Source organism: Calothrix sp. NIES-2100 (assembly GCF_963875285.1).
Lineage (GTDB): Bacteria > Cyanobacteriota > Cyanobacteriia > Cyanobacteriales > Nostocaceae > Aulosira.
Genome location: NZ_CAWNLA010000001.1, coordinates 5,704,439 through 5,728,563, shown reverse-complemented (window position 1 = coordinate 5,728,563; position 24,125 = coordinate 5,704,439). Strand labels below are relative to the sequence as shown.

The 24,125-nt window shown below is 41.3% G+C and carries 20 protein-coding genes; 16 read left to right on the top strand and 4 right to left on the bottom strand.

The features are described from left to right. The first annotated feature begins 180 nt into the window (after nt 1–180). The 4 genes from treZ (at nt 181) to AACU32_RS23295 (ending at nt 7,798) form a co-directional block, all read left to right on the top strand. Nucleotides 181–2,028, top strand: a complete 1,848-nt coding sequence (gene treZ, locus AACU32_RS23310) for a malto-oligosyltrehalose trehalohydrolase (RefSeq protein WP_096603606.1) — start codon at nt 181–183, stop codon at nt 2,026–2,028. Between the two features lie 257 nt (nt 2,029–2,285). Next, nucleotides 2,286–5,069, top strand: coding sequence for a malto-oligosyltrehalose synthase (treY, locus tag AACU32_RS23305; protein ID WP_096603605.1), 2,784 nt, complete (start codon nt 2,286–2,288; stop codon nt 5,067–5,069). 341 nt (nt 5,070–5,410) lie between these two features. Further along, entirely contained in the window at nt 5,411–6,919 is a 1,509-nt protein-coding gene (locus AACU32_RS23300) for a trehalase family glycosidase (protein WP_096603603.1), read from the top strand. A gap of 201 nt (nt 6,920–7,120) precedes the next feature. Continuing rightward, entirely contained in the window at nt 7,121–7,798 is a 678-nt protein-coding gene (locus tag AACU32_RS23295; protein WP_096603602.1) for a recombinase family protein, read from the top strand. Between the two features lie 215 nt (nt 7,799–8,013). On the opposite strand, the gene AACU32_RS23290 is transcribed toward AACU32_RS23295, so the two are convergent. Beyond that, nucleotides 8,014–9,201: a 3-dehydroquinate synthase gene (locus AACU32_RS23290; protein ID WP_096603600.1), complete on the bottom strand. Its 1,188-nt coding sequence runs from the start codon at nt 9,199–9,201 to the stop codon at nt 8,014–8,016. A gap of 541 nt (nt 9,202–9,742) precedes the next feature. Here AACU32_RS23290 and AACU32_RS23285 point away from each other — a divergent pair. The 11 genes from AACU32_RS23285 (at nt 9,743) to AACU32_RS23235 (ending at nt 20,239) form a co-directional block, all read left to right on the top strand. Further along, nucleotides 9,743–10,624 (top strand): EboA family metabolite traffic protein, encoded by an 882-nt coding sequence (locus AACU32_RS23285; protein WP_096603599.1) that lies wholly within the window; start codon nt 9,743–9,745, stop codon nt 10,622–10,624. A 150-nt stretch (nt 10,625–10,774) separates the two neighbouring features. After that, nucleotides 10,775–11,710, top strand: coding sequence for a TatD family hydrolase (locus AACU32_RS23280; RefSeq protein ID WP_096603597.1), 936 nt, complete (start codon nt 10,775–10,777; stop codon nt 11,708–11,710). 60 nt (nt 11,711–11,770) lie between these two features. Further along, the gene (gene eboC, locus AACU32_RS23275) at nt 11,771–12,706 is read left to right on the top strand and encodes a UbiA-like protein EboC (RefSeq protein ID WP_096603596.1); all 936 of its coding nucleotides are present in this window, start codon (nt 11,771–11,773) and stop codon (nt 12,704–12,706) included. Nucleotides 12,707–12,826: 120 nt separating this feature from the next. Continuing rightward, nucleotides 12,827–14,053, top strand: a complete 1,227-nt coding sequence (eboE, locus tag AACU32_RS23270) for a metabolite traffic protein EboE (RefSeq protein WP_096603594.1) — start codon at nt 12,827–12,829, stop codon at nt 14,051–14,053. A 634-nt stretch (nt 14,054–14,687) separates the two neighbouring features. After that, nucleotides 14,688–16,061 carry an alkaline phosphatase family protein gene (locus tag AACU32_RS23265; RefSeq protein ID WP_096603593.1) on the top strand — a complete coding sequence of 458 codons (1,374 nt, stop codon included), beginning with the start codon at nt 14,688–14,690 and terminating at the stop codon, nt 16,059–16,061. A 201-nt stretch (nt 16,062–16,262) separates the two neighbouring features. Further along, a complete protein-coding gene (locus AACU32_RS23260; RefSeq protein ID WP_096603591.1) occupies nt 16,263–17,240 on the top strand; it encodes an aromatic ring-hydroxylating dioxygenase subunit alpha in 978 nt (325 codons plus the stop codon). Nucleotides 17,241–17,591: 351 nt separating this feature from the next. After that, nucleotides 17,592–18,092: a helix-turn-helix domain-containing protein gene (locus tag AACU32_RS23255; RefSeq protein ID WP_096603590.1), complete on the top strand. Its 501-nt coding sequence runs from the start codon at nt 17,592–17,594 to the stop codon at nt 18,090–18,092. Nucleotides 18,093–18,337: 245 nt separating this feature from the next. After that, nucleotides 18,338–18,664 (top strand): transposase, encoded by a 327-nt coding sequence (locus AACU32_RS23250; protein ID WP_096603588.1) that lies wholly within the window; start codon nt 18,338–18,340, stop codon nt 18,662–18,664. Between the two features lie 149 nt (nt 18,665–18,813). Then, entirely contained in the window at nt 18,814–18,942 is a 129-nt protein-coding gene (locus AACU32_RS23245; RefSeq protein WP_339378199.1) for a hypothetical protein, read from the top strand. Beyond that, nucleotides 18,936–19,076 (top strand): hypothetical protein, encoded by a 141-nt coding sequence (locus AACU32_RS23240; protein WP_339378198.1) that lies wholly within the window; start codon nt 18,936–18,938, stop codon nt 19,074–19,076. The genes AACU32_RS23245 and AACU32_RS23240 overlap by 7 nt, the downstream gene beginning before the upstream one ends. Before the next feature lie 344 nt (nt 19,077–19,420). After that, the gene (locus AACU32_RS23235) at nt 19,421–20,239 is read left to right on the top strand and encodes a carbonic anhydrase (protein ID WP_096603586.1); all 819 of its coding nucleotides are present in this window, start codon (nt 19,421–19,423) and stop codon (nt 20,237–20,239) included. Here AACU32_RS23235 and AACU32_RS23230 read toward each other — a convergent pair. Further along, the gene (locus AACU32_RS23230; RefSeq protein ID WP_096603585.1) at nt 20,229–20,459 is read right to left on the bottom strand and encodes a hypothetical protein; all 231 of its coding nucleotides are present in this window, start codon (nt 20,457–20,459) and stop codon (nt 20,229–20,231) included. The genes AACU32_RS23235 and AACU32_RS23230 overlap by 11 nt on opposite strands. Nucleotides 20,460–20,921: 462 nt before the next feature. Continuing rightward, the gene (locus tag AACU32_RS23225; protein WP_096603583.1) at nt 20,922–21,953 is read right to left on the bottom strand and encodes an NAD(P)/FAD-dependent oxidoreductase; all 1,032 of its coding nucleotides are present in this window, start codon (nt 21,951–21,953) and stop codon (nt 20,922–20,924) included. Between the two features lie 216 nt (nt 21,954–22,169). Here AACU32_RS23225 and AACU32_RS23220 point away from each other — a divergent pair, with 216 nt between their 5' ends. Then, nucleotides 22,170–23,474: an agenet domain-containing protein gene (locus AACU32_RS23220; RefSeq protein WP_096603582.1), complete on the top strand. Its 1,305-nt coding sequence runs from the start codon at nt 22,170–22,172 to the stop codon at nt 23,472–23,474. A 92-nt stretch (nt 23,475–23,566) separates the two neighbouring features. Here AACU32_RS23220 and AACU32_RS23215 read toward each other — a convergent pair whose 3' ends face one another. After that, the gene (locus tag AACU32_RS23215; RefSeq protein WP_096603580.1) at nt 23,567–24,001 is read right to left on the bottom strand and encodes a hypothetical protein; all 435 of its coding nucleotides are present in this window, start codon (nt 23,999–24,001) and stop codon (nt 23,567–23,569) included. Between the last annotated feature and the right edge of the window lie 124 nt (nt 24,002–24,125).

The following is a 24,125-nucleotide window of genomic DNA, read 5'->3' as shown; positions in this document are numbered from 1 at the left end:
GAAAACAGAATGCGACTGTTTTCAGTATCTTTCCTTAGGTGAATAGACAGGCTTTTGCGGTCAAAAAAATCCGCCTATGGGTGCTGGAAAATTGTTGGCTAGACCATACATGATGCTATCTGACGTGATGTTTGATAACAACCTCTTTGGCACAAAGATTATCTAACGGGAGGATACTGCGTGAAAACTGGTGCTAACTACTTGGGTAAAGGAGAGTGCGAATTTACAGTCTGGTCGCCAACATTAAATAGCGTTGCCGTGCAAATTTTAACACCACAAGAACAAATCATTCCCCTAAAACCCCAGGCAGAGGGATATTGGCAAATGAAGGTGAATGATGTATATCCTGGCACACTTTATCGCTATGTTTTGGATGGAGAAAACGCCTTTGCTGATCCTGCATCCCAATATCAACCCGAAGGAGTTCACGGGCCATCACAAGTTATCGATCATCACTTTGAGTGGACAGATGGGGACTGGACTGGTGTGCCGATAGAATCGATGATTTTCTATGAACTTCATGTTGGCACATTCACACCCGAAGGCACATTCACCGCGATTATTCCCCGCCTAGCAGATTTAAAAGAAGTAGGGATTAATGCTATTGAACTAATGCCCATCGCCCAGTTTCCCGGAGATACCCATATTGAACCGGCTCTAGCATACCGCAACTGGGGCTATGATGGAGTTTACCCGTTTGCTGTGCAAAATTCCTATGGCACTCCAGCCGATTTAAAGCAGTTAGTAAATGCTTGCCATCAACATGGTATTGCTGTAGTGCTGGATGTGGTTTATAACCACTTTGGCCCAGAAGGTAACTACATGGGTCAGTTTGCACCTTATTTTACCAAAACCTATAAAACTCCTTGGGGCAACGCGATGAATTTCGACGATGCCCATAGCCAAGGTGTGCGCCACTATTTCATCCAGAATGCGCTGTATTGGTTGGGAGATTTTCATATTGATGGATTACGGCTGGATGCGATTCAGGCGATTTATGATTTAGGCGCAAAACATTTTTTATGGGAATTAGCCGAAGCAGTTCATCACTTTTGCCAAGATGGGGGACGCAAACGCTACTTAATCGCCGAAAGTGACTTGAATAATCCCCAAATCGTTCGTCCGCCAGAATTAGGTGGCTACGGATTGGACGCCCAATGGAGTGATGACTTTCACCATGCATTGCACGCATTGTTAACAGGCGATCGCCAAGGATATTATCAAGACTTTGGAGAATGTGCCCAATTAGCCAAAGCTTATGAAGATACCTTTGTCTACGATTGGAAGTATGCACCGCATCGTAAACGATTTCATGGTATTACTTGCCGCGATCGCCCGCCATCACAATTTTCCGTCTGCATCCAGAATCACGATCAAATCGGCAATCAAATGAAAGGCGATCGCCTCTGGAATCGTGTTTCCTTTGAAGGATTAAAATTAGCAGCTGGTGCTGTGTTGCTGTCACCTCACTTACCTTTGTTATTCATGGGTGAAGAATACGGCGAAACTGCACCTTTTATGTACTTTGTCAGTCATTCCGACCCCGACCTAATTCAAGCAGTACGAGCCGGACGCAAGGAAGAATTTGCCGCTTTTCATTATGCAGAAGATCCACCAGATCCAGAATCAGCAGAAACCTTCTTACAATGTAAACTCAACTGGGAATTACGCAACGAAGGTAAGCACAAAGTATTACTCGATTGGTATCGCCAATTAATTGATTGGCGCAAAGCCCATCCCGCACTTTTAACACAAGACCGCGACTGCATTCAAGCAACTAGCGATGAAGATAAACAGCTAGTTACGGTACGCCGTTGGAATGAATCAAGTGAAGTGATATTTGTGCTGAATTTTCATCAATCTCCAGTGTCACTCACTTTGCCAATTCAGCGTCATGCTTACAAAAGATTAGACTCAGCCGATACATCATGGGCTGGCCCTGGTTCACAAGCACCTGATGATTTATCTGTAGGCCAAGAACTGCAACTACAACCCACAAGTCTTGTGCTGTATGAATTAGAACCTTAATTAACGTGAATTAGACAAACCTCACCCACCCAACCTCCCTCTCCTGCGTTCGCGCAGCGTCTCGAAGAGAGGAGAGGGAGGAGCAACAAAAATATTAGGATTTTCTCTCCCCTCTCCTGTTAGGAGAGGGGCTGGGGGTGAGGTCAAAATCCTGTGCATCATCGAACTCAGGTTAATTACTCTTTTCTCTGCGTTCTCTGCGTCTCTGCGGTTCGTTCCCAAAACTCCCCTAACTTCCAGTCAAAACAACAATATCTATGCGAATTCCCCAAGCTACTTATCGAATTCAATTTACCTCTCAATTTGGCTTTGACAAAGCGCAAGCGATCGCATCTTACCTCGCTGACTTAGGCATTTCTGATTTATACGCCTCCCCCATCTTCAAAGCCAGATCTGGGAGTACGCATGGCTACGATGTAGTCGATGCTGCTCAACTCAATCCTGAACTAGGTACTAATGAGGACTTTGAAGCTTTAGTTACAGAACTCCAATCCCTTGGTATGGGCTGGTTACAAGATATTGTACCCAATCACATGGCTTATAGTAGCGAAAACTTATACTTAATGGACGTGTTAGAACACGGCCCCGATTCCAGCTATACCGATTACTTTGATCTGAGCTGGAATGCTCCCTTTGGCGATCGCCAAGAGCGAATTCTCGCCCCCTTATTGGGAGACTTCTACGGTGTTTCTCTAGAAAAGGGAGACATTCAATTAAAATATGAACAAAACGGTTTAACTGTCAACTATTACAGTTTAAAATTGCCACTACGGTTAGAGTCTTATACTAAATTTCTGACTCATAATCTGGGAAAACTCACCCGGATTTTAGGACGCACTCATCCCGATTTCATCAAACTTTTAGGAATTCTCTACATTCTCAAAAATGTGCCCTCAGAGGTAGCTGGTAAACAGCGACAAGACCAAATCGCCTTTATCAAAGGTTTAGTTTGGGAAGTATACACCACTAACAATGATATCCGCGATTTCATTGATGAAAACCTGAAAATCTTCAATGGTGAACCAGGTAATTCTGAGAGCTTTAATTTACTAGAGGACATCCTTAACGACCAATTTTATCGTCTGGCTTTTTGGAAAGTCGGGGCGGAAGAAATGAACTACCGCCGCTTTTTTACTGTCAATGAATTAATTTCCGTGAAGGTTGAAGAACTGCGAGTATTTAATAACACCCATAGTTTAATTCACAAGTTAGTCGCAGAAGGTAAATTTACTGGACTAAGAATTGACCATATTGACGGACTTTATAACCCCCTACAGTATTTAGAACGGCTGCAAGAAAAGATGGGTGATGTTTACATCACAGTAGAAAAAATCTTGGAGCTTACTGAAGATTTACCAGCAGATTGGAAAATTCAGGGTACATCTGGATATGACTTTTTAAATTATATCAATGGCGTATTCTGCCAATCAGAAAATGAATCAGACTTTGCTAAAATTTACCAGAGCTTTATTGGCTATAAAGTAAATTATGCATCGCTTGTAAATGCCAATAAGCACCTGATTCTGGAAAAAAATTTGGCAGGTGATGTAGATAATCTGGCTACACTTTTAAAGAATATTTCCAGCAAATATCGCTATGGAAATGACTTTACATTGAATGGACTGAAACGAGCGATCGCAGAAGTTCTCACCCTATTTCCTATTTATCGTACCTACATTACTCCTGATGGGATTACAGAGAGCGATCGCGTCTACATTGAAGCAGTAATTCGCCAAGCCAAGGAACAAGCACCGCTGTTACAGCATGAAATGGACTTTATTGAAAAGTTGATGCTGCTAGAGTTTGATGACTCACTAACTCAGACAGAACGCGAACAATGGCTATATTTTGTCATGCGGATGCAGCAATATACTGGCCCTTTGATGGCGAAAGGCGTAGAAGACACTACCTTATATGTTTACAATCAGTTACTTTCGCTCAATGAAGTAGGCGGAAATCCTAGTCATTTCGGTATTTCTCTAGGCGAATTTCATAGCTTTAACCAAAAACACCAAGCAACCTGGCCGCATACAATGAATACTACCGCTACCCACGACACCAAACGCGGTGAAGATGTGCGTGCGAGGTTAAATGTGTTGTCAGAAATTCCCGATGAGTGGGAGCAACAGGTTAATAGCTGGAGTAGCTTGAATCAAAAGCAAAAAATCAATCGTCACAAGTTATCTATACCCGATAGCAATGATGAATATTTTATTTATCAAACATTAGTAGGGGCGTTTCCTTTTACTGAACAAGAAGAATCATCTTTTGTGGAAAGGGTGAAGGAATATATCATTAAATCCATTCGGGAAGCCAAAGTTCATACAGCATGGTTACGTCCTGATAGTGAATATGAAGAGGCTTGTGCTGACTTTGTAGAAAAAGTTTTAGACTCTCAGGAATTTTTAGCAGATTTTCGCGGATTTCAACAGCGAGTTGCAGAGTATGGCATATTTAACTCCCTTTCTCAAACTCTAATCAAAATTGCTGCTCCTGGCGTACCCGACTTTTACCAAGGAACAGAACTTTGGGAATTAAGTTTAGTTGATCCAGATAACCGCCGTCCCGTAGATTTTGAGCAGCGACGTAGTTATTTAAGTACGATTAAACAGCAAATTAAGACTGATATTCTCAGCTTAATTGCAGAATTACTCACCCAGAAAAATGATGGCAGAATCAAACTGTTTTTAACAGTGCAAGCCTTGAAAGCCAGAAGCAACTATGTGCAATTATTTCAAGACGGTGAATATTTACCATTAGAAATTCAGGGAACCCACGCCGATCATATCATCGCCTTTGCCAGACAAGAGGGAAATCAAACAGCGATCGCGATCGCCCCGCGCTTTCTTACTCGCCTAATTCAGCCGGGAGAATATCCCCTCGGTGAATCAGTTTGGCAAGATACCCAGCTACAATTACCTAAAGGAACTTCCGCAACTTGGAAAAATGTTCTGACTCAGCAATCTTTAGAGGCTACAGGAACATTATCTATTAGTGCAGCTTTGGCGCATTTTCCAGTTGCTTTATTGGTGAGTGATTAGCCCATTAATGATCTATCGCATTAATTTTGAGGAAAAAAAATGAACCGCGAAGAAGCGAAGTACACAAAGGAAGAGAAATGAAGAATGAGTTCACCTAGCAAAATTAATGGGACAGATTACTAGTAGTCTGTCAATTCAACTTTGACGAGTAGATAAATTCTTCAATTTCTTTCCTTCTTCCTTCGCGTACTTCGTGTCTTCGCGGTTCGTTCCTTTCCCTTCAAACTTCGCTTGACAGAGTACTAGGATAAAAAAACCACAGAGACGCAGAGAACACAGAGAAATACTTCTTTGCGTCTTTGCGACTTTGCGTGAGAAAAAAATTCTTGAGTTTATTAATTATGACAACTACATCACCATTTACCACCGCACAAATTGACGCTGTACGCACCTATATTAAAAAAACGTGGAAAACATTAACGCGATCGCACGAACATTTGTTGCAATCTGCCAAAGATACTAAGCTAGAGCATAAACCAGGAACTCCTTGGCTAGTTTACATTTCCCCCAGCGAAGATAATCCTAACATTCAGTCTGTGTTGGAGCGATCGCTTTCTAAAGAAGATATGCGCCAGATTGAAATTCGCACTCTACCACAGGAAGTTGAGGCGATTGAGGAACATGGATTGCTGTACCTTCCCGGGCCTTATGTTGTCCCTGGTGGACGCTTTAATGAAATGTATGGTTGGGACAGCTATTTTATTTTGTTAGGGCTGTTACGAGATGGCGAATGGGAACTAGCTCAAAGTCAAGTCGATCAGTTACTTTACCAAGTGCAGCATTACGGTACAATTCTCAATTCCAACCGTACTTATATGCTGTCGCGATCGCAACCCCCAGTCCTGAGTATGATGGTTTTAGCATTATTCCAGCATACCCAAGACCAAGAATGGCTGAGTTTAACTGTACCGCTGTTAGAGCAGTTTTACTATTACTGGGTAGTACCGCCCCACCTCAACCCCGCCACAGGTTTATCAAGATATTATGCCTTGGGTGATGGCCCTGCGCCAGAAGTTTTGTTCTCGGAACGGGATGAGGAAGGAAAAAGCCACTATGAACGTGTCAAAGAACACTATCAACGGTTTGAGATTGAAGATTATGATGTCAGCCTTTACTACAACCGGGAGACAGACGAATTAAGCAATCTATTTTACAAAGGCGATCGCACAATGCGCGAATCCGGCTTTGATATCAGTAATCGCTTTGGCCCTTTCAGTATCGATATTATCCACTACGCCCCTGTGTGCCTGAATAGTTTGCTTTATCAAATGGAACAAGATTTAGCACAAATTAACGATATTTTAGGCAACGAACAACTAGCGCAACAATGGCGCGATCGCGCAGATGTCCGCCGCGATCGCATGAATCAATATCTTTGGGATGAAAAACAGGGGCTATATCTGGACTATAATTTCCACAGTGGAAACCGCCGCTATTACGAATTTGCTACCACCTTTTATCCTTTGTGGATGGGAATCGCCTCCCAAGCACAAGCCAAAAGCGTTGCGTCAAATCTCTCTTTATTTGAAGCACCAGGGGGAATATTTACCAGTACTCGTGTCACCGGTAACCAGTGGGATGCGCCCTTTGGTTGGGCACCATTGACATTAATTGCTGTGCAAGGATTACACCGCTATGGCTATCATCAACAAGGCGATCGCATTGCGCGTAAATTCCTAGCTATGGTAATTAAAGAATTTGAGCGTCGCGGTAGTTTGGTGGAAAAATACGATGTCGAACGCTGTTCTGCTCAAGTTTCTGACGAAATCTGCTTTGGATACAGTTCTAACGAAGTCGGCTTTGGCTGGACTAATGGTGTTGTTCTCGAACTCCTGGCAACTTTGGCGTGATTTGGGCAAAACCTCCCCTCCTCGCTTGCGGGGAGGGGTTGGGGGTGGGGTAAAATGCTTGTGGGATAAGCCTTTGAACTTAAGTTGACACCTATGAACACTGTTGTGCCCCCCAGAGAATTATCTCTACCTTACTTGCATTGCAATCTGCTATATATTCAATGTACTAATTAAAGTAGCTCAAATATTTACTATGTAGTTATGCGCTTAATAGGTTACACGAGAGTTTCCCCAATTGAGCAGGAATACAATACTTCCTTGCCCGATCAAGAGCGCAAAATTAAAGCTTATTGCCAAGCCTTTGATTATGAATTAGTGGCGGTAGTCCGGGAAGTCACAGCCGGGACAAAGAAAGATGTAGGTACAAGACCGGAATTTAACAAAGCGCTCGATATGTTACGCCAAGACGAAGCCGATGGAATTGTGGCTTTAAAACTCGATCGTCTTGTCCGTAATGCCAAAGATGTCCTGCTCCTTGTTGACGATGTTCTTAAACCACTCAATAAAAACTTAATATTGCTGGATGTGGAGGTAGACACCAGTACTCCCACCCAAAAAATGATCCTCACAATGATGGCCGCAGTTGCACAGTTAGAAGCTGGGATGAACCGAGAACGCATCCAAGGTGAGAAACGAGCAAAATTAGAGAAAGATGCTTATGCTTACGGTTCTCCCACCTTTGCTCAGAAAACCGTTAACGGTGAAATAGTCCCCGATCAAGATGAATTGGACGCGATCGAAGCCATCCGCAGACAACACCAAAGCGGTAAGAGTTTTCAAGCGATCGCCGCTTGGATGAATCTTAATGGTTACAAAACCGAGCGCGGATCGCAATGGCAAGCAAATAGTGTCAAACGGGTGGTTGATCGCTTTAATTAATTATTTTGTTAAAGTTGTTGACGGTTGACGGTTGACTGTTGACTGTCAACCATCAACAATTAAGTAGTTCAAACTAATTAAACGTCAAATGTCATTACGAGCGGAACGTAGTGTAGCGAAGTAATCGCAAAGGATCTATTTTACCTTTTTTAAGGTTGACCTACTTAACAATAGCAATGGAATATTTTTTTACGAGTAAGTCCCTAAGAAACTTGCTAAGTTTGCAGCATCGAAATAGCTTCTCTGTACACAGATAAATCTACTTGATGAACTTCTATACCTTGTCCAATTCCTTGGAGCAGAGTAATTGTTAACTGTCCACCTAAGTGTTCGCGGAACTCGGTAAGCCCATTAAATAAGTTATGGGGATGATCTGGTTGATGTAATTGCTCTGTGAGGGCAGATACATATAAAGTGAATCCTAATCTCTTGAGTGTGGCGAGAATATTTTGCCATTCTGATTCTGTCAGCAGCCCAATTAAATAGGAATAGGTACTATCTAAAGCAATACCAATTGCTACAGCTTCACCGTGACGTAATTTGTAATTTGTAATCTGTTCTAATTTATGAGCAGCCCAATGTCCAAAATCTAAAGGACGGGATGAACCTTTTTCAAACGGATCGCCGCTTGTGGCAATATGTTCTAAGTGTAACTGAGCGCAACGATAGATAAGCTTTTCCATTGCTTTCATGTCACGATGAGCTAATTTATCGGCATCAGTTGTAATAGAATCAAAGAAATTTGCATCTTTAATTAATGCTACCTTCACCGCCTCTGCAATCCCCGATCGCCAATCGCGATCGTCAAGACTTGTGAGAAAATCAAAGTCGTTCAAGACTGCATAAGGTGGCATAAATGTGCCAAGAAAATTTTTCTTACCAAAGGCATTAATTCCGTTCTTTACTCCTACCCCCGAATCGTTTTGCCCTAATACTGTGGTCGGTACGCGTAGCAGTCGAATTCCTCGGTGAGCGGTGGCTGCGGCATATCCTACCATGTCCAAAAATGCTCCACCACCAATCGCTAAAACATAAGAGTGGCGACATAATCCACCTGCATCAATCAGCTGATGAATTTGCTCTACAAATTTTGGTTCGTTCTTAACTGATTCTCCACCCGGAATAGTAATTGGTTGCTGGCTTAAGGTAATAGCCTCTTCATAAAATTTGGCATAAATTGATATTTTCGTCAGCAATCTTTGATGATGTTTTAATAATCCTTCGTCTACAACTACTAGCAATTTTTTCGGCTTGATTTCTCCATCTACTGCAATCACCTGCGCTAGTAAAGGATTATCTAAATCAAATAACCCATTAGTGAAATGAACATCATAATTAAATTGGACGCGGACAGATTGCTGAATTGGTTGCAGGCTAACCGGACTCTTATGTGTAATCAACATTTTTAGTTTTTCAGGAATATTTTTTGACAATACAAATCAATGCATTCCTATTAAAATTCCATTAAATTCCTGAACTTATTTGCTTAGGTAGGTAACAGTTATGGATAGGCAGACCATGAACCTACGTTTGAGAATTGTTATTATGCTGTAACCAATGCAAATAAGAACCGCTATTAACTCACTTTTTAAGTAGTTTAAATAGATATTTTTCTAGTAGATGCATTCAAAAATTAGGCGAACTTTTTCTTGAGCTTTTAGCTATAAATTAAATACCATTACTGAATTGTTTGTGTAACCGTATTCTATAAAAAGTGGTTTGATAATTTAGCGTTCTAACTACATCTTTATACTATCTTTTTGTAATTGGCGAACTTCTTGGAGTTTCAATAAAGTTTTCACAAAGAAATTTTCATACATTGAGTATGCTTTTTAAAGAGTTAATATTTTTTCTAAATTTAAACTTTGCTTAACCATATATTAACAAATACTTTACCTTAAGTTTGTTACACAAAAAACTTAAGTAATTATTGTGAATTAATTCATGAGTACTGTAAAAAAGTTGTTATATTATTGGTTAGAACAGTCTGTTTCCCCAGCAGGGTTGGCTTGGCTGGAACAAAAGCAGTCACAAATTGCCAACGGCGCACCTGAGCGAGTGTTTTTTACAGCTTTCAGCGCTGTACCACGTTATTTAGGTAAAAATCATTTGCAGCTAACACCCCAAGACTTAGCAGCAGCCGAAGATCTAGTTCCAGGTTGGTTTCCTGGTGATTGGACTGTGGATCAAGCGGGTCGAACAATCTTGGTGCTGGCTTTACCCGACGATCGCACCGAGGATTATGTGCGATCGCTTGATAAAGTTTTCAGTACTGCGGATCTGGGAGAGTTGGTTGCGCTGTATCAAAGTCTACCTTTATTACCGCATCCAGAGTTACATCGCCAACGCGCTGCTGAAGGTATTCGTAGTAACATGAGTAATGTTTTTAGTGCGATCGCCCTACGTAATCCGTATCCGGCGGATTATTTAGACGATATTGCTTGGAATCAGATGGTATTGAAAGCTTTGTTTGTCGGGAGTCCTTTACATCTAATTTATGGTTTAGATCGGCGTGCCAACCCAGAATTAGCAAGGATGTTGGTAAACTATGCCCATGAACGTTGGGCGGCTAAACGCCCAGTATCACCAGAACTATGGCGACCAGTAGGAAAGTTTGCTGATAGTGCAATTGTTGCAGATTTAGCCAAAGTATTGGCAGATGGCGACATTATCGAACAACAAGCAGCCGCATTAGCTTGTTCAGAATCGTCTTTACCCGAAGCGCAAGTATTACTCTCGCGTTACCCAAAATTACAGTCAGCCATTCAACAAGGCGAACTAACTTGGAGTAATTTTAACAGCGATCGCCTAGCAGTCTGCAAATAACTGACGCGGGGACACGGGGACACGGTGACGCGGAGAGTTTTGAATTATAAGTAATTAATCGAACTTAAAATATAGCGCTTTTCATTTGTATTCAATACAAACCCCTAACCCCTAGTCCCTAACCCCTAACCCCTAACCCCTATTGTATTTATGATGTTTATCGACCCTCACATTCACATGTGTTCCCGTACTACCTACGATTACCTAATCATGCGGGAACATGGTATTGTCGCAGTTATTGAACCATCCTTCTGGTTAGGACAACTCCGCACAACTGCTGGCTCATTCAAAGACTACTTTAGCAGCCTTGTTGGCTGGGAACGCTTTCGAGCTAGTCAATTTGGTATTCAACATTACTGCACCATCGGCCTCAACCCCAAAGAAGCGAACAACGAACCCTTAGCCGCAGAAGTGATGGAATTGCTACCACTATATGCGTGTAAAGAAGGTGTTGTCGCCATTGGGGAAATTGGCTATGACGACATGACAGAAGCAGAAGATAAATACTTTTGCCAACAATTAGCGCTAGCCAAAGAACTCGACATGCTGGTATTAATTCATACACCTCATCGAAATAAAAAAGAAGGTGCTAGCCGCAGCATGGATCGCTGTATTGAATATGGACTAGATCCTGCACAAGTAATTATTGACCACAACAACGAAGAAACCGTGGCAGAAGTTTTAAACCGAGGCTTTTGGGCGGCTTTCACAATTTACCCAAAAACCAAAATGGGTAACGCCAGGATGGTAGAGATTGTCCGCCAGTACGGAAGCGTTAGCGAAGCGGGACGCGATAGCGTTCGTCGCATTATTGTTGATAGTAGCGCCGATTGGGGTGTGAGCGACCCCTTAGCAGTCCCGAAAACAGCGCAATTGATGTTAGAAAATGGCATACCCGAAAAATACGTACAAGCAGTTTGTTACGAAAACGCCCTGGCAGCTTACGGACAAACAGGGCAAATGAAAGCTTCAGACTGGCTAGATGCTCCATCTGCCGATCAGCGTCAGTTGTTCAATGGAAACTCAGTATTGCGAGGACAGGAACCAGGGATTCAGTCGGTTGCAGATTATGTACTGATTGAGTAGGGGATTGGAAGAAGACACGGAGACGCGGTGAAATGACAAATGACAAATGACAAATGACAAATGACAAATATTACAAATTTAAATTTTCAAAGCTGGCGCGGATATTTAGAGTTGATGCGCCCAGCAAACATTGTTACCGCTTGGGCTGATATTTTAGTTGGTTTTGCGGCTTCTGGCTCCGGATTTATTTTTGCGCAATTAATCAACAATTCAGCAAATTTTGCTAGTTTAACTCCATTAGCGTGGTTGTTATTAGCTACAACTGGTTTGTATGGTGGTGGTATCGTTTTTAACGATGTTTTCGATGCCGAATTAGATCGACAAGAACGCCCATCAAGAGCAATTCCTAGTGGACGGGTGTCTCGTGAGAACGCTGCTTTATTGGGAAGTATATTATTTGCGATCGCACTTTTTGCAGCTTCTCAAGTATCTTGGTTGAGTTGTGCGATCGCCATATTCATTACTTTTGCAGCCCTACTGTATGATTCTCTAGGGAAGCATCATCCCTTTTTTGGCCCTTTGAATATGGGTTTGTGCCGTGGTAGCAACTTATTATTAGGTGTCAGTGCTTTACCTGCAATAGTTTGGGAACGTTGGTATTTAGCCTTAATTCCGGTACTTTACATTGCTGCAATTACCGCAATTAGTCAAGGAGAAGTTCACGGCGGTAAAAAGATTACGGGAGTAATAGCATTAATTTTAATTGCAATAGTATTAACAGCAGTTTTAGGGTTAGGAATTTTCACAGAATATACAGTAATTGCTGCATTACCATTTGCGGCTTTATTAGCTGTGCGAGTATTACCTAATTTTATCCAAGCAGCTCGTGAACCAGTACCAGAAAAAATCCGCAATGCAGTCAAAGTTGGTGTGTTATCTCTAATTATTTTAGATGCAACCATTGCCGCTGGTTTCGCTGGTTTAACTTATGGTTTATTAGTCCTAATTTTACTGCCCATTTCCATGTCATTCGCCAAAATATTTGCTGTAACTTAAAGGTAACTTAAAGTAAGGCAGATGGTAAACGCGAGAGGTCAGATCTCCGACTTCTTTAAGAAGTCGGGGAGCTTGCAGCGAAAACATTCTCTAACCCCTAATAAGGTATTAATCTATCACATGAAAATTACCAAAAATAACAACTTCCACCTTACTTATTGCACAAATATTCATCCTGGTGAAAGTTGGGGAGAAGTCTTTGCCAATTTAGAGAAATATATTCCCGAACTCAAATCTCGTCTCTCACCCCAAAGACCATTTGGGATTGGTTTACGATTAGCAGATACAGCCGCTAAAGAACTTTTAGCAGGTAACAATTTAGCTGATTTCCAAACTTGGCTCAGTCAAAAAGATTTATACGTTTTTACCTTAAATGGCTTTCCTTACGGGGGATTTCATCGACAAATTGTCAAAGACCAAGTTTATGCACCAGATTGGTCAAATCAGGAACGTGTAGAATATACATTAAACTTAACCAAAATCTTAGCGGCTTTGTTACCTGAAGGTTTAGATGGCGGAATTTCTACATTACCTTTATCATATAAACCTTGGTGGTTAGAAGCTGAAGAAAAGAAGGATATAGTTTTCAAGAGTAGCTGTTTAAATATCGCCGCAGTTGTGGCGGAAATGATTCGTATTCATCAAGCCACAGGTAAGTTGCTGCATATTGATTTGGAACCTGAGCCTGATGGTTTAATTGAGAATACTGCTGAAGTAATTGATTTTTATCAAAATTGGTTATTGCCGATTGCAGGTAATTATTTAGGAGAAAAATTACAGATTGAACAGAGTTTAGCAGAAAGTAAATTGCTTGACCATGTACGCATTTGTTATGACACTTGCCATTTTTCAGTAGAATATGAGCAGCCTGAATCTGTGTTTGGGCGGTTGCAATCAGCGGGGATTAAAATCGGCAAGATGCAAATTAGTGCAGCAATTCAAGTAAACATTCCATCTGAGCTTGAGCAACGGAGTTTAATAGTTGAGCGCTTACAACCTTTTGCTGAATCTACTTATCTTCATCAAGTAATAGAACGTCGTAATGACGGTACGCTGTATCACTATCCTGATTTAATCAATGCATTACCGCAATTAGAACAATCGCTAGCTGAGGAATGGCGGACTCACTTTCATGTCCCTATTTTCATCCGGGATTATGAAATTTTGCAGTCTACGCAAGATGATATTGTGGCTATTTTACAATTACTTCAGCAAAATAATGCTTGCCCATATCTGGAAATTGAAACTTATACATGGGATGTATTACCATCAGCAATGAAGATAGATATGCTGACTTCTATTCAACGTGAATATGAGTGGGTATTAAATAATTTTGCTGGTAGTTAAATTTAAGATGTCATTGCGTAAAGCCTGCGGCATAGCTTCGCTTAACGCGCAGCGTCTCGTTCGCGCAGCGTCTCCCTTTGGGAGAAGAGAGAAGGAACGACGTTCGCGGAGCGTTCAAGGGAGAGTAGCAATCGCAATGACTGAGATTGCTTCTGGCAATGACGGGGAGTGTCAAGACACAAATATAATTAACAAGAGATTTGACACTCCTCGACCTAAAGGTACGAGGATTCTTGGTTCAGCGAGTCCACTTAGACTAGGCTCCTTGCGTTACCTAACCCAGAGGTGGTTCTCTCCCCAAGCTTTAACTTCCGGTATGCCCTACCGTAGTTGCATTGCTGAGGCAGTGCGCCCTTGCGGTTTCCCGACTTGAAGCAACTGCCGTGCAAAATTTGTTTTTTGTTTAATGCTGGTAGTCTAGCTCCTGTGAATCTTTTACCTACGTTCAGGTTGTGCAAAAGCACTACTAGAGCAACTTGTAGAACCCCCTAGATTCAGTTGTCAAGGTACAGCGTCTACGTGTTAGGTAGCAATCGGGTTTTTAAACAGGTTGATTACCCTCCTGTTAAAGTGATTTTACCAATAAAGTCGCCCTTCCAGGGCGAGGTTTTAGACCCAAATTTTCGATAAGTTAATGCAAAAAACTGTTGTTATCAATGTTGTCGGTTTAACACCGAGTTTAATCGGCGAAAATACACCCTTTTTATCTGCATGGGCGGCGAAAGGTCAAATTGTACCAATTACACCCGTATTACCTGCGGTAACTTGTTCTGTTCAGGCTACTTATTTAACAGGAAAATTGCCTGATGAACATGGGATTGTAGCTAATGGTTGGTATTTCCGCGATGATTGTGAAATTAAGTTTTGGCGACAGTCTAATAAATTAATCCAGTCTCCGAAAATTTGGGAAATTGCTAAATCTATTGACCCAAGTTTTACTTGTGCTAACCTTTTTTGGTGGTACAATATGTATTCTTCTGTAGACTATGCCATCACACCGCGCCCAATGTATCCCGCAGATGGCAGAAAATTACCTGATATTTATACATATCCTGCTAATATCCGGGAGGATATTCAATCAGATTTAGGTCAGTTCCCTCTGTTTAATTTTTGGGGGCCAAATACCTCAATTGTTTCTAGCCAATGGATTGCTAATTCTGCCAAGTGGATGGAGGAACGCTACAGTCCGACACTAACATTAATTTATTTACCTCATTTAGATTACTGCTTACAAAAATTTGGTCAAGATACAAAGGAAATACAAAAAGATTTACAAGAAATTGATGCTGTTTGTGGTGACTTAATTAATTATTATGAAGCAAGAAATACGCAAGTAATTATTCTCTCAGAATATGGCATTACTCCCGTTTCTAAAGCAGTAGATTTAAACCGTGTACTCAGAAAAAATGGTTTAATTGCTGTGAGAGAAGAGTTAGGATTAGAATTACTCGATCCTGGTGCTAGTATTGCTTTTGCTGTTGCAGATCATCAGGTTGCTCATGTATATGTGAATGATCCGGCTTATATTCCGAAAGTGCGGGATTTGCTGGAGACAACTGAAGGGGTAGCCCAGGTATTGGATGAAGAGGGAAAACAAACCTACCATCTTAATCATCCTCGATCTGGGGAGTTAGTAGCGATCGCACAATCTGATGCTTGGTTTACCTATTACTACTGGCTGGATGATGCCAAAGCGCCTGACTTTGCGAGAACTGTAGATATCCACCGCAAGCCAGGTTACGATCCTGTAGAGCTTTTCCTCGATCCGCAGCTGAAGTTTCCTAAACTTAAAATTGCTTCTAAGCTGTTACAGAAAAAATTAGGTTTCCGCTACCTGATGGATGTGATTCCTCTCGATGCTTCCTTAGTTCGGGGTTCTCACGGTTGTGTGACAACTTCCCCAAGCGAGGGGGCAATGTTTATCAGCCATCAAACTCATCTAGTCAATGAAGGCTTAATTCCTGCAACTGATGTTTGTTCTTTAATTCTCCAGCATTTAAAAATGTAATCTTCAGAGTTGACTATAATTTTGAGCCAAAAGATAAAATGAACGATCGCATCTCCTACTTACTCTGGAAATGCGATCGCTGATTTTGTAGAGCGCGTTAACCGAAAGTACAGCACCAACCCCAAAAGAAGCGATCGCACTTGGGTACATTCCCCAGCTACAATTATCATAATCTTTACTCACCCGATGGGTAGAATCTTCATGGTGCAAGACCAGTTTTTACAAAATAATTGGCATGTCTTAGCACATTCGCAAGACTTGCAACCTGGAACTGTTCTACAAAAGCGTCTACTAGGTGAAGATTTAGTCCTTTGGCACAATGGGGAAAAAATTCTTGCTTGGCGGGACTTTTGCCCTCACCGGGGAGCGCAACTTTCACTCGGATGGGTGGAGAATGATACACTGGTTTGTCCTTACCACGGCTTAGCTTTTAACACCGAAGGTAAATGTGTGCGAGTTCCGGCTAGCCCAGACCAGCCGCCCCCCGCAAAAGCTTGTATCCAAACTTACCATATTCAAGAATGCTACAATCTGCTGTGGGTTTGTCTAGGAACACCGCAATATAATATACCTACATATCCAGATTGGGAAGACTCCTCCTGTCGCCAAATTTTCTGCGGCCCCTACCAGTTCAAGTCCAGCCCTCTACGTGTCGTTGAAAACCTCATCGATCCAGCCCACTTCGCCTTTGTGCATAAAGGAGTATTTGCCGACTCCAGCCATGCGGAAGTAACCCATTGTGATTTAGAATTGCATCCAGATAATCTGAGTTTCAAATTCGGTGTGTGGGAAGTAATTACAAGGTCGGGACAACCCTCAGCACCGATGTCATTTGTGACGACTCAGTATCACCTTTATCATCCCCTAATTGGATACTTCCAACGACGGGCACAAGATGATAGTCTCATGAGTCTATTTTTTATGGTTACTCCCATCGATGAGGAAGAGTGCGTTCTCTGGTTCTGGCTGCTGGAAAACTATCTTCATCACATTCCAGAGCCAGCCTTTGTTGCTAGGCAAGACCAGATTATCAGTCAAGACATTACCATTGTAGAATCCCAGCGACCACGACGTCTGCCTTTAGACTTGCAAGCAGAGATACATTTGCCAAGCGATCGCTATTCTGTAGCTTACCGCAAATGGCTTAAACAACAGGGTGTCACCTTTGGTAGTATCTAGTGCGATCGCCTGCTGTGTGCTTGGCGTGTCCTAATTTTGCCTTAAATAAATTGGTAGTGGGAGCATCTTGCTCCTTAATCTCACAAAAAATCTCACAAAAGCGCAATTTTGACTGAACTAGCCACAATTGCGATCGTTGGTTAACAAAGGGAACCCTTTCATTAACACTAAAGGAACTCCAAAAAATAAATTATGCCACATTGTAGGGGCGGGGTGACCCCGCCCCTACGAGTTGCGGGTTTTGTAAGTTAATGATTAGAATATTTTTTCATTGCAAAGGAAATACATAGTTATACCATTTCACTAAAAGTGTGATACATATAATGGCAGGTAAATTACTCATGAAAAACAGTGTGTAGGGTGCTCAAATTAGAGATAAAAGAAACAATTGCTGAACTTCAAGAGCTATTGAGACAGCAAAAAACTGGATACGGAAAAGAAAGAATACAGGCATTGTACTTACTCAAGACACGACAAGTAGAAACGGTGCAGCACTTAGCAGTAGTGCTAGGCAGAGGACGAATGACTGTGCAGAGGTGGCTAAAACGCTATAGAGAAGGCGGGTTAAGCACCTTGCTCGAACTGGGTAAAAGTCCAGGAAGACCAAAAACTATTCCCCCGGAGGTGCGATCGCTAATCAAAAAAGAACTGTCTGCGCCTGAAGGGTTTAAAAGCTATCAGGAAGTCCAGACATGGCTTTTAGCGTCTGAAGGAATCAAAGCATCTTATAAAGTTGTGCATGAAGTTGTGCGTTACAAACTAAAAGCAAAATTAAAAGCACCGCGTCCACGTAGCATCAAACAACACAAGGGCATAGAAGAAGACTTTAAAAAAAACTTCCTTCCTGGCTAGAGTTAATAAAAAAGTACTTAATATCACCGTTAGAACAACATCGTAAAGTACGTTATTGGTGTGGAGATGAAAGTAGGTTTGGTCTTCAAACGATAACGGGAAAATTGATAACACTGACCGGAGTCAAACCAGTTGGTTTGACGCAGTGGAAGCGAGATAACTTTTACATCTATGGAGTTGTAGAACCATTAACTGGCAATAACTTTGCTCTATAATTTTCACACTTGGATACAGTATGTTTTGAAATGTTTTTAGAAAAGTTTGCCGCCTTGTATCCAGAAGAAATACATATCATCCAAGTTGATAATGGAGCGTTTCATTTCAGCAAATATTTACGAGTTCCGTCCAATGTAATTCTCTTGTTCCAACCTCCCCATACACCAGAAGTAAATCCCATTGAAAGACTATGGAAAGAAATCAAGAAGACTTTGAAATGGGAATGTTTTCAAAACTTAGATGAATTGCGAGAAGCTGTGTGGAAACAGCTAAATAAATTGACAGCTTCTCAAGTTAAATCTATTACAGGGTGGGATTTTATTTTATCGGCTTTATTTGTATCAGGCTTTTCGTGAAATGGTATTAATCGGTACAGTGACAATATCTAAATTAATAAAGTAATCGTTACCTTGAGAATTAATCAGCATTTTAATTGCTCCTCTAATTTTGCCAACGTTTAGTTTTTGAACTCCATGCTGAGTTACACGTTCAGGTTTTGGGTTTTATGCAGTGGTTGGAAAAAATCAAACAGCAAAAATTTGCTGCTCATGGTTGGAAATCAAAGCCAAAGCAGCAAAACCGGGTAATAACTGGCTGGAGTAAGCAAACCAGACTGCGATCGCATTTGTGGTAGGTGTTGCGCGATCGCTTTTCTTGTGGGAGACACAGCGCCAACGTCAAAGCAAGAGCGATCGCTTTCGTCAAGCTATCGTCACGCAGTTAAAATCAAACACAGACGCAAAAGCCGCTGCTACAGAGACGGTTTAACAGGCTACTTCTTACCAATTGCAGATTAATTGCACCTTAAAGCTCTAACCACAGAGAGTGGTTTAACAAGACTATTTAAAACATACTAGAATAAATTTTGATCTTTCACTAATTTCTTGGCTGGTGTAATCCTAAAAGCCGATCAACTGAGTCAATTTGTTTACTAATATTGTTTAATATATTTAATGGAGTTATCCGCGTTACCTTTATCATCAGTAAAGTTCAATAGTACACACCAATTGTAGATTAATTGCACATTTCTGCACATCTCTACTGACTTAACTCCAGAATTAAATGTTCTGACAAGTTTGAAGTATTACATATTCGTTTATTTAGGAAATCATATGAAAAAATTGATTAGAGGCTTGCGCGACTTTAAAAGTAGTTATTTTACTGCTAATGAAGAACTATTTGAGCAACTTTCTCATGGTCAAAAGCCTCGAGTATTATTTATTACTTGTTCGGATTCGCGTATCGATCCAAACTTGATTACACAAGCTGGGTTGGGAGAATTATTTGTTATCCGCAATGCAGGCAACATTATTCCCCCATTTAGTGCTACTAATGGCGGTGAAGGAGCAACAATTGAATACGCTATTCAAGCATTAGATATTCAACAGATTATTGTTTGTGGTCACTCACATTGTGGTGCCATGAAAGGGTTAATGAAGTTAGACAAATTACGGGTAGAAATGCCGCTTGTACATGACTGGCTCAAGTATGCAGAAGCCACCCGCAAGCTAGTGAAAGAAAACTACAGCCACTACGAAGGGGAAGAACTTTTAGAAATAATTATTGCTGAAAACGTACTTACCCAAATCGAAAATTTACGGACTTATCCGGTGATTCGCTCTAAACTCTACCAAGGAAAACTTAGTATTTATGCTTGGATTTATCAAATTGAGGCAGGAGAAGTTTTAGGATACGATCCACAAAAGCACGCCTATGTCTTGCTGCAAAATGAGCTTCCCCCATCAGAGATAAATGAGAAGTTAATTAGCCCATCTTTAACTAGCAATGTGGAAATAAATTCAAGTATAATTCAACAACAGGCGTATAAATTACCTCAGGAAATCCCGAGTTTGGAATACGAATGGTTCCCAATGACAGTACTATCTCCAGAGCAGATGGAGCGAATTTATCGAGGCTCAATCACAAAGTAAAAATGTAAAGCCTAGGTAAATTTTTTGTTTTTTTAGGGCGTTCAATCAGGCTTTCTGTCAAATCAACAATTAGTACTTCTAACTGATAATTGAAACTAGCCAATTTTTTCATACCGGGAAGTGTGAAAGTTTCACAATTAAAGCTAGTTTTTATTTGATTATCTGCCGCGATGCCTACGGCGAGCTTTGCTAACGCACTCGGTTGAGTTGACTTACCCATAAATAGCCTTTTAAACTAAGTAAGTCGGTGGAAAAAAACCAAACTATGTTACGAAACGTAAATTGGCTTGAAACCCTTACCAATGACAAATGACAAATGACAGTCCTCGCCAGTTATGTTTAATTGCACCGCCCTACTTATTAGCTAAAAGCGCGAAAGCGAAATTAGCCATATTCCGTAGTGCGAGCCGAAAAGCTCGCTTTTCCCGGATTTCTCACGAGATTTTTTCTTCTCCGTGTCTTGTGCCGTAGGGGCGGGTTAAGCCAGATAGTCGTAAATTACGAAAGCATATCTGTGAACCCGCCCCTACTTTTTGTGAGAAATGCGGGTTTTGAATCCCAGCGAGCGAGACGTTTGTCCTTTGGACGCGCTCTCGCGTTCGCACTACAAATTTTGGTGGTATTTAAAAAATTGGATGTCCCTAATTGCTTGGACATCATCTAACTCAGAATTTCCCAGTTCTCAGGTTTTCAACTCTACATCCTTGGCTTGAGAATCCTTTGATGCCTCAGTGATATTTTCCTGCCATTTTCGTGGGGCACTTTCACGGCGAATATTGCGCCAAATTTGTGTTGCTGCCAGTGTCCCATCAGCCACAGCGATGGAGACTTGATTTAGCCCCTGTTTGAGATCTCCCAAGGCAAAAATCCGAGGATGGCTGGTTTGGCACATATTATTCGTCACCAAATTTTCCCCATCATATTCTAATCCGGCAATACTTTTCAGATATTTGTTGTGGTAAATCGAACCCATATTAACTAAGCCTGTAGTGGCTTTAACGATGGTGCCATCGGCTAATCTCACGCCGCTTAGTTGATGATTTTTACCTAAAAATTCCGCGATCGCTTGTTCATAGAGAGGATAGCCATGTTCTGCCAATTTCTGTTTCATGGCATCGCTGACTTGTAACCCATTGGTCAAGACAGAAATGTAGGGTGTAAACCAGTTTAATACAAAAGCCGCGTTAATTTGTGCTTCTGTTTTCACAAGCAAGACGGCTTTTTGATCCCACATATCGAACCCATCACAAATCATGCAGACATGCAGTGTATATCCGGCATAATCAAAGACATTTTTCATATTGTTGAGTTCTGGCAGAACATCAATGACTCCGGATGCCGCAATGACATATTTACTACGAAACGTTACGCCTGTGGTATCGGATTTACCAACTTTGATATGTACGGCAAAGGTTTCACCTTCATCCGTCACTTCTTCTACAAAGCCTCGCAGCACATCAGCGCCCCAACTGATAGCTTGTTGGGTTGCGTGCTGAATAATATTGCGCCCAGGCGTATCGGGATCAAAGCCGACATAGTTACGTAAATCTTGCATCCAGAAGGAACGACCTTTTCCTTTTTCTACCACCAGACACTTCAAATTATATCGGGCTAAATAAATCGCTGCTGATAGCCCACCCATTCCACCGCCTACGACGATCGCGTCATAGATAGTATCTTGTCGGGTTTCCAGATTTTTACTTGAAAGTTTCATAACATTCTGCTCGCAACTTCTATAACGCTATCCTTTCTAAGGCGTTTCTGATTGAAGTATAAAAAACTCCGATCCGTGGGTCGAGTTTTTCATGATTGCGTGTTCTGGATTGTCGTCATAGACAGGACACCCCGCCCCAACAAATGTATCACTGCACATCTCCAAAATATTGAGTATAATTCATGACTATACTTTTTGGGATCAGAGGATTGATTTATGGATAAGTCAATTGTTCAATTGGTTGACGGTTTACCATCTGACAATATTACTGTCAAGGTCTTGAAGGCTCTCGATTATGTGGCTCCAGGTGAGTGGAACAACTTGCTTGGGTTTGATCAGAGTATCCGTATAATTACTGGTGAAACTGATGCTAAAGTTATTCAGAAAATTAGCGATCGCGCTGTCTCTCTCTATAACGACCCCCAAAACGGCTACCAAACAGCTATCAAACTTTATCAAACTATCGATAAAGCCGACACAGCTATGGCTACTGCGGCTTTAGCTAATAAAATAGGTGAAAAAATCGGCTTTCTCTCTTTTTTAAGTAATATCACTCCCAAAGCAGATACAACTCAAACTATAGATTTAGTTTTAAAAATTGCTGTCGAAGTCATCGCTTTCTCCAAACTCAATGGTATTCCTAGTCCGAATCCCCAAGCATTTGCTAATACTTTGAATGAAAATTATCAAGGTGCATCCTTAACCCGGATGATTGCTTTAGTTTGTCTAGATGGACTTTTACCTTTAGGGCCTGATTTCCTCAGCAAGATTCACAACATAATTAGTGGTGCTGATGCCAGCATAGTAGCTCAAAATCCTGTCTTCTTAGCAGTTAACAATTTTTTACCTGGTAATAACCCTGGTGAGAAATTTGGGTTTATTACTCAAGCTTTTAACTCTGTGCAAGGGTGGATGAATAACTTAGTAGCTAAGACAGGCGTGACACCCCAATCAATTTTTAATCATTTAGGTAATTTCATCCAGATGGCTGATGATAACTTAGATTTCGTCGCCGCATTCTTGGATCAAACCACCAATTACTACGAACATACAGGAATTCAAACAGTAGCGCGTGCCTTGATTTTGCGATCGCACTCTTTAGTTAAAGCCGAACTTCAACAACAGTCGCCACAGCTTCCCCAAGATACCGCATCGGCTGCAAAGTCTGGTACTAGTGAGTATGCAGTCAGCAAAACCATAGAAGTCTGGGATGAAGACGAAGAAGATTGGTATCAAGCCACAATCGAGAAAGTCGAAAATGACCAATTCTTTGTGAATTACCTGGGCTATGGTTCATCATACAACGAATGGGTAGGCGAAGATGAAATTCGCATTCGCGAACATGGCGCAGCCGATAATAATGGATTTGCAATCAATCAAAAAGTCAAAGTTTGGGATGAAGACAACGATGATTGGTATTCCGCAAAAATTCAGAAAATCCAAGGTCAGCAATATTATGTGCATTACCTCGATTACGATTCAACCTATGACGAGTGGGTAGATTTGGAAGAGATTCGCTAAGTAAGTCAACATAATTAATTGTTAACTGTTGACCGTTGACCGTTGACGGTTAACAGTTAACAGTCAACAGTCAACGACTTTAACAGAATAATTTATTTTTTGGAGTTTCCTAAAACAACAGAGCTTTCCTTACCATTGTTGTTTGCATCATTCAAAGCTGTAACTGTATTCTCTGATGCAGGTTGAGAGTTCTGAGAACGGGGTGATGAACTCTTGCGTGGCTTACCTCCAGCCTGCATATATTCCAAACTATCTCTGCCATAATTAGTTGCCACACTCATTAACATCTTTTCTGAATAGCGGTTTAATTCTTCTTCAATTTGAGAGATACGAATTGCCTTTTCATCTAGGGTAGAGATTAAATTATTGTAGCTTGATAGCTCGTTTTGCAAACTTTGAATACGGCTGTCGTATTCTGTCACATTTAATCCCTTACCAAAGTCTAGTGTCGGGTTAATCCATCGCATTCCGGCAATTCGCCGTAGAGCTTTTTCGAGAGTAGGTGAATTGCGTTTTAGTCTTGCCATATACCCTCCTGAAGGAAATCAGAGAATTACTGCGTATACTCTAGCCAATGCCACAATCAACTTCTCTGAGAAAGAATTCGGAAAAATTAAAAGCAAAATGACATTGTTTTTAGTTGTTTATACT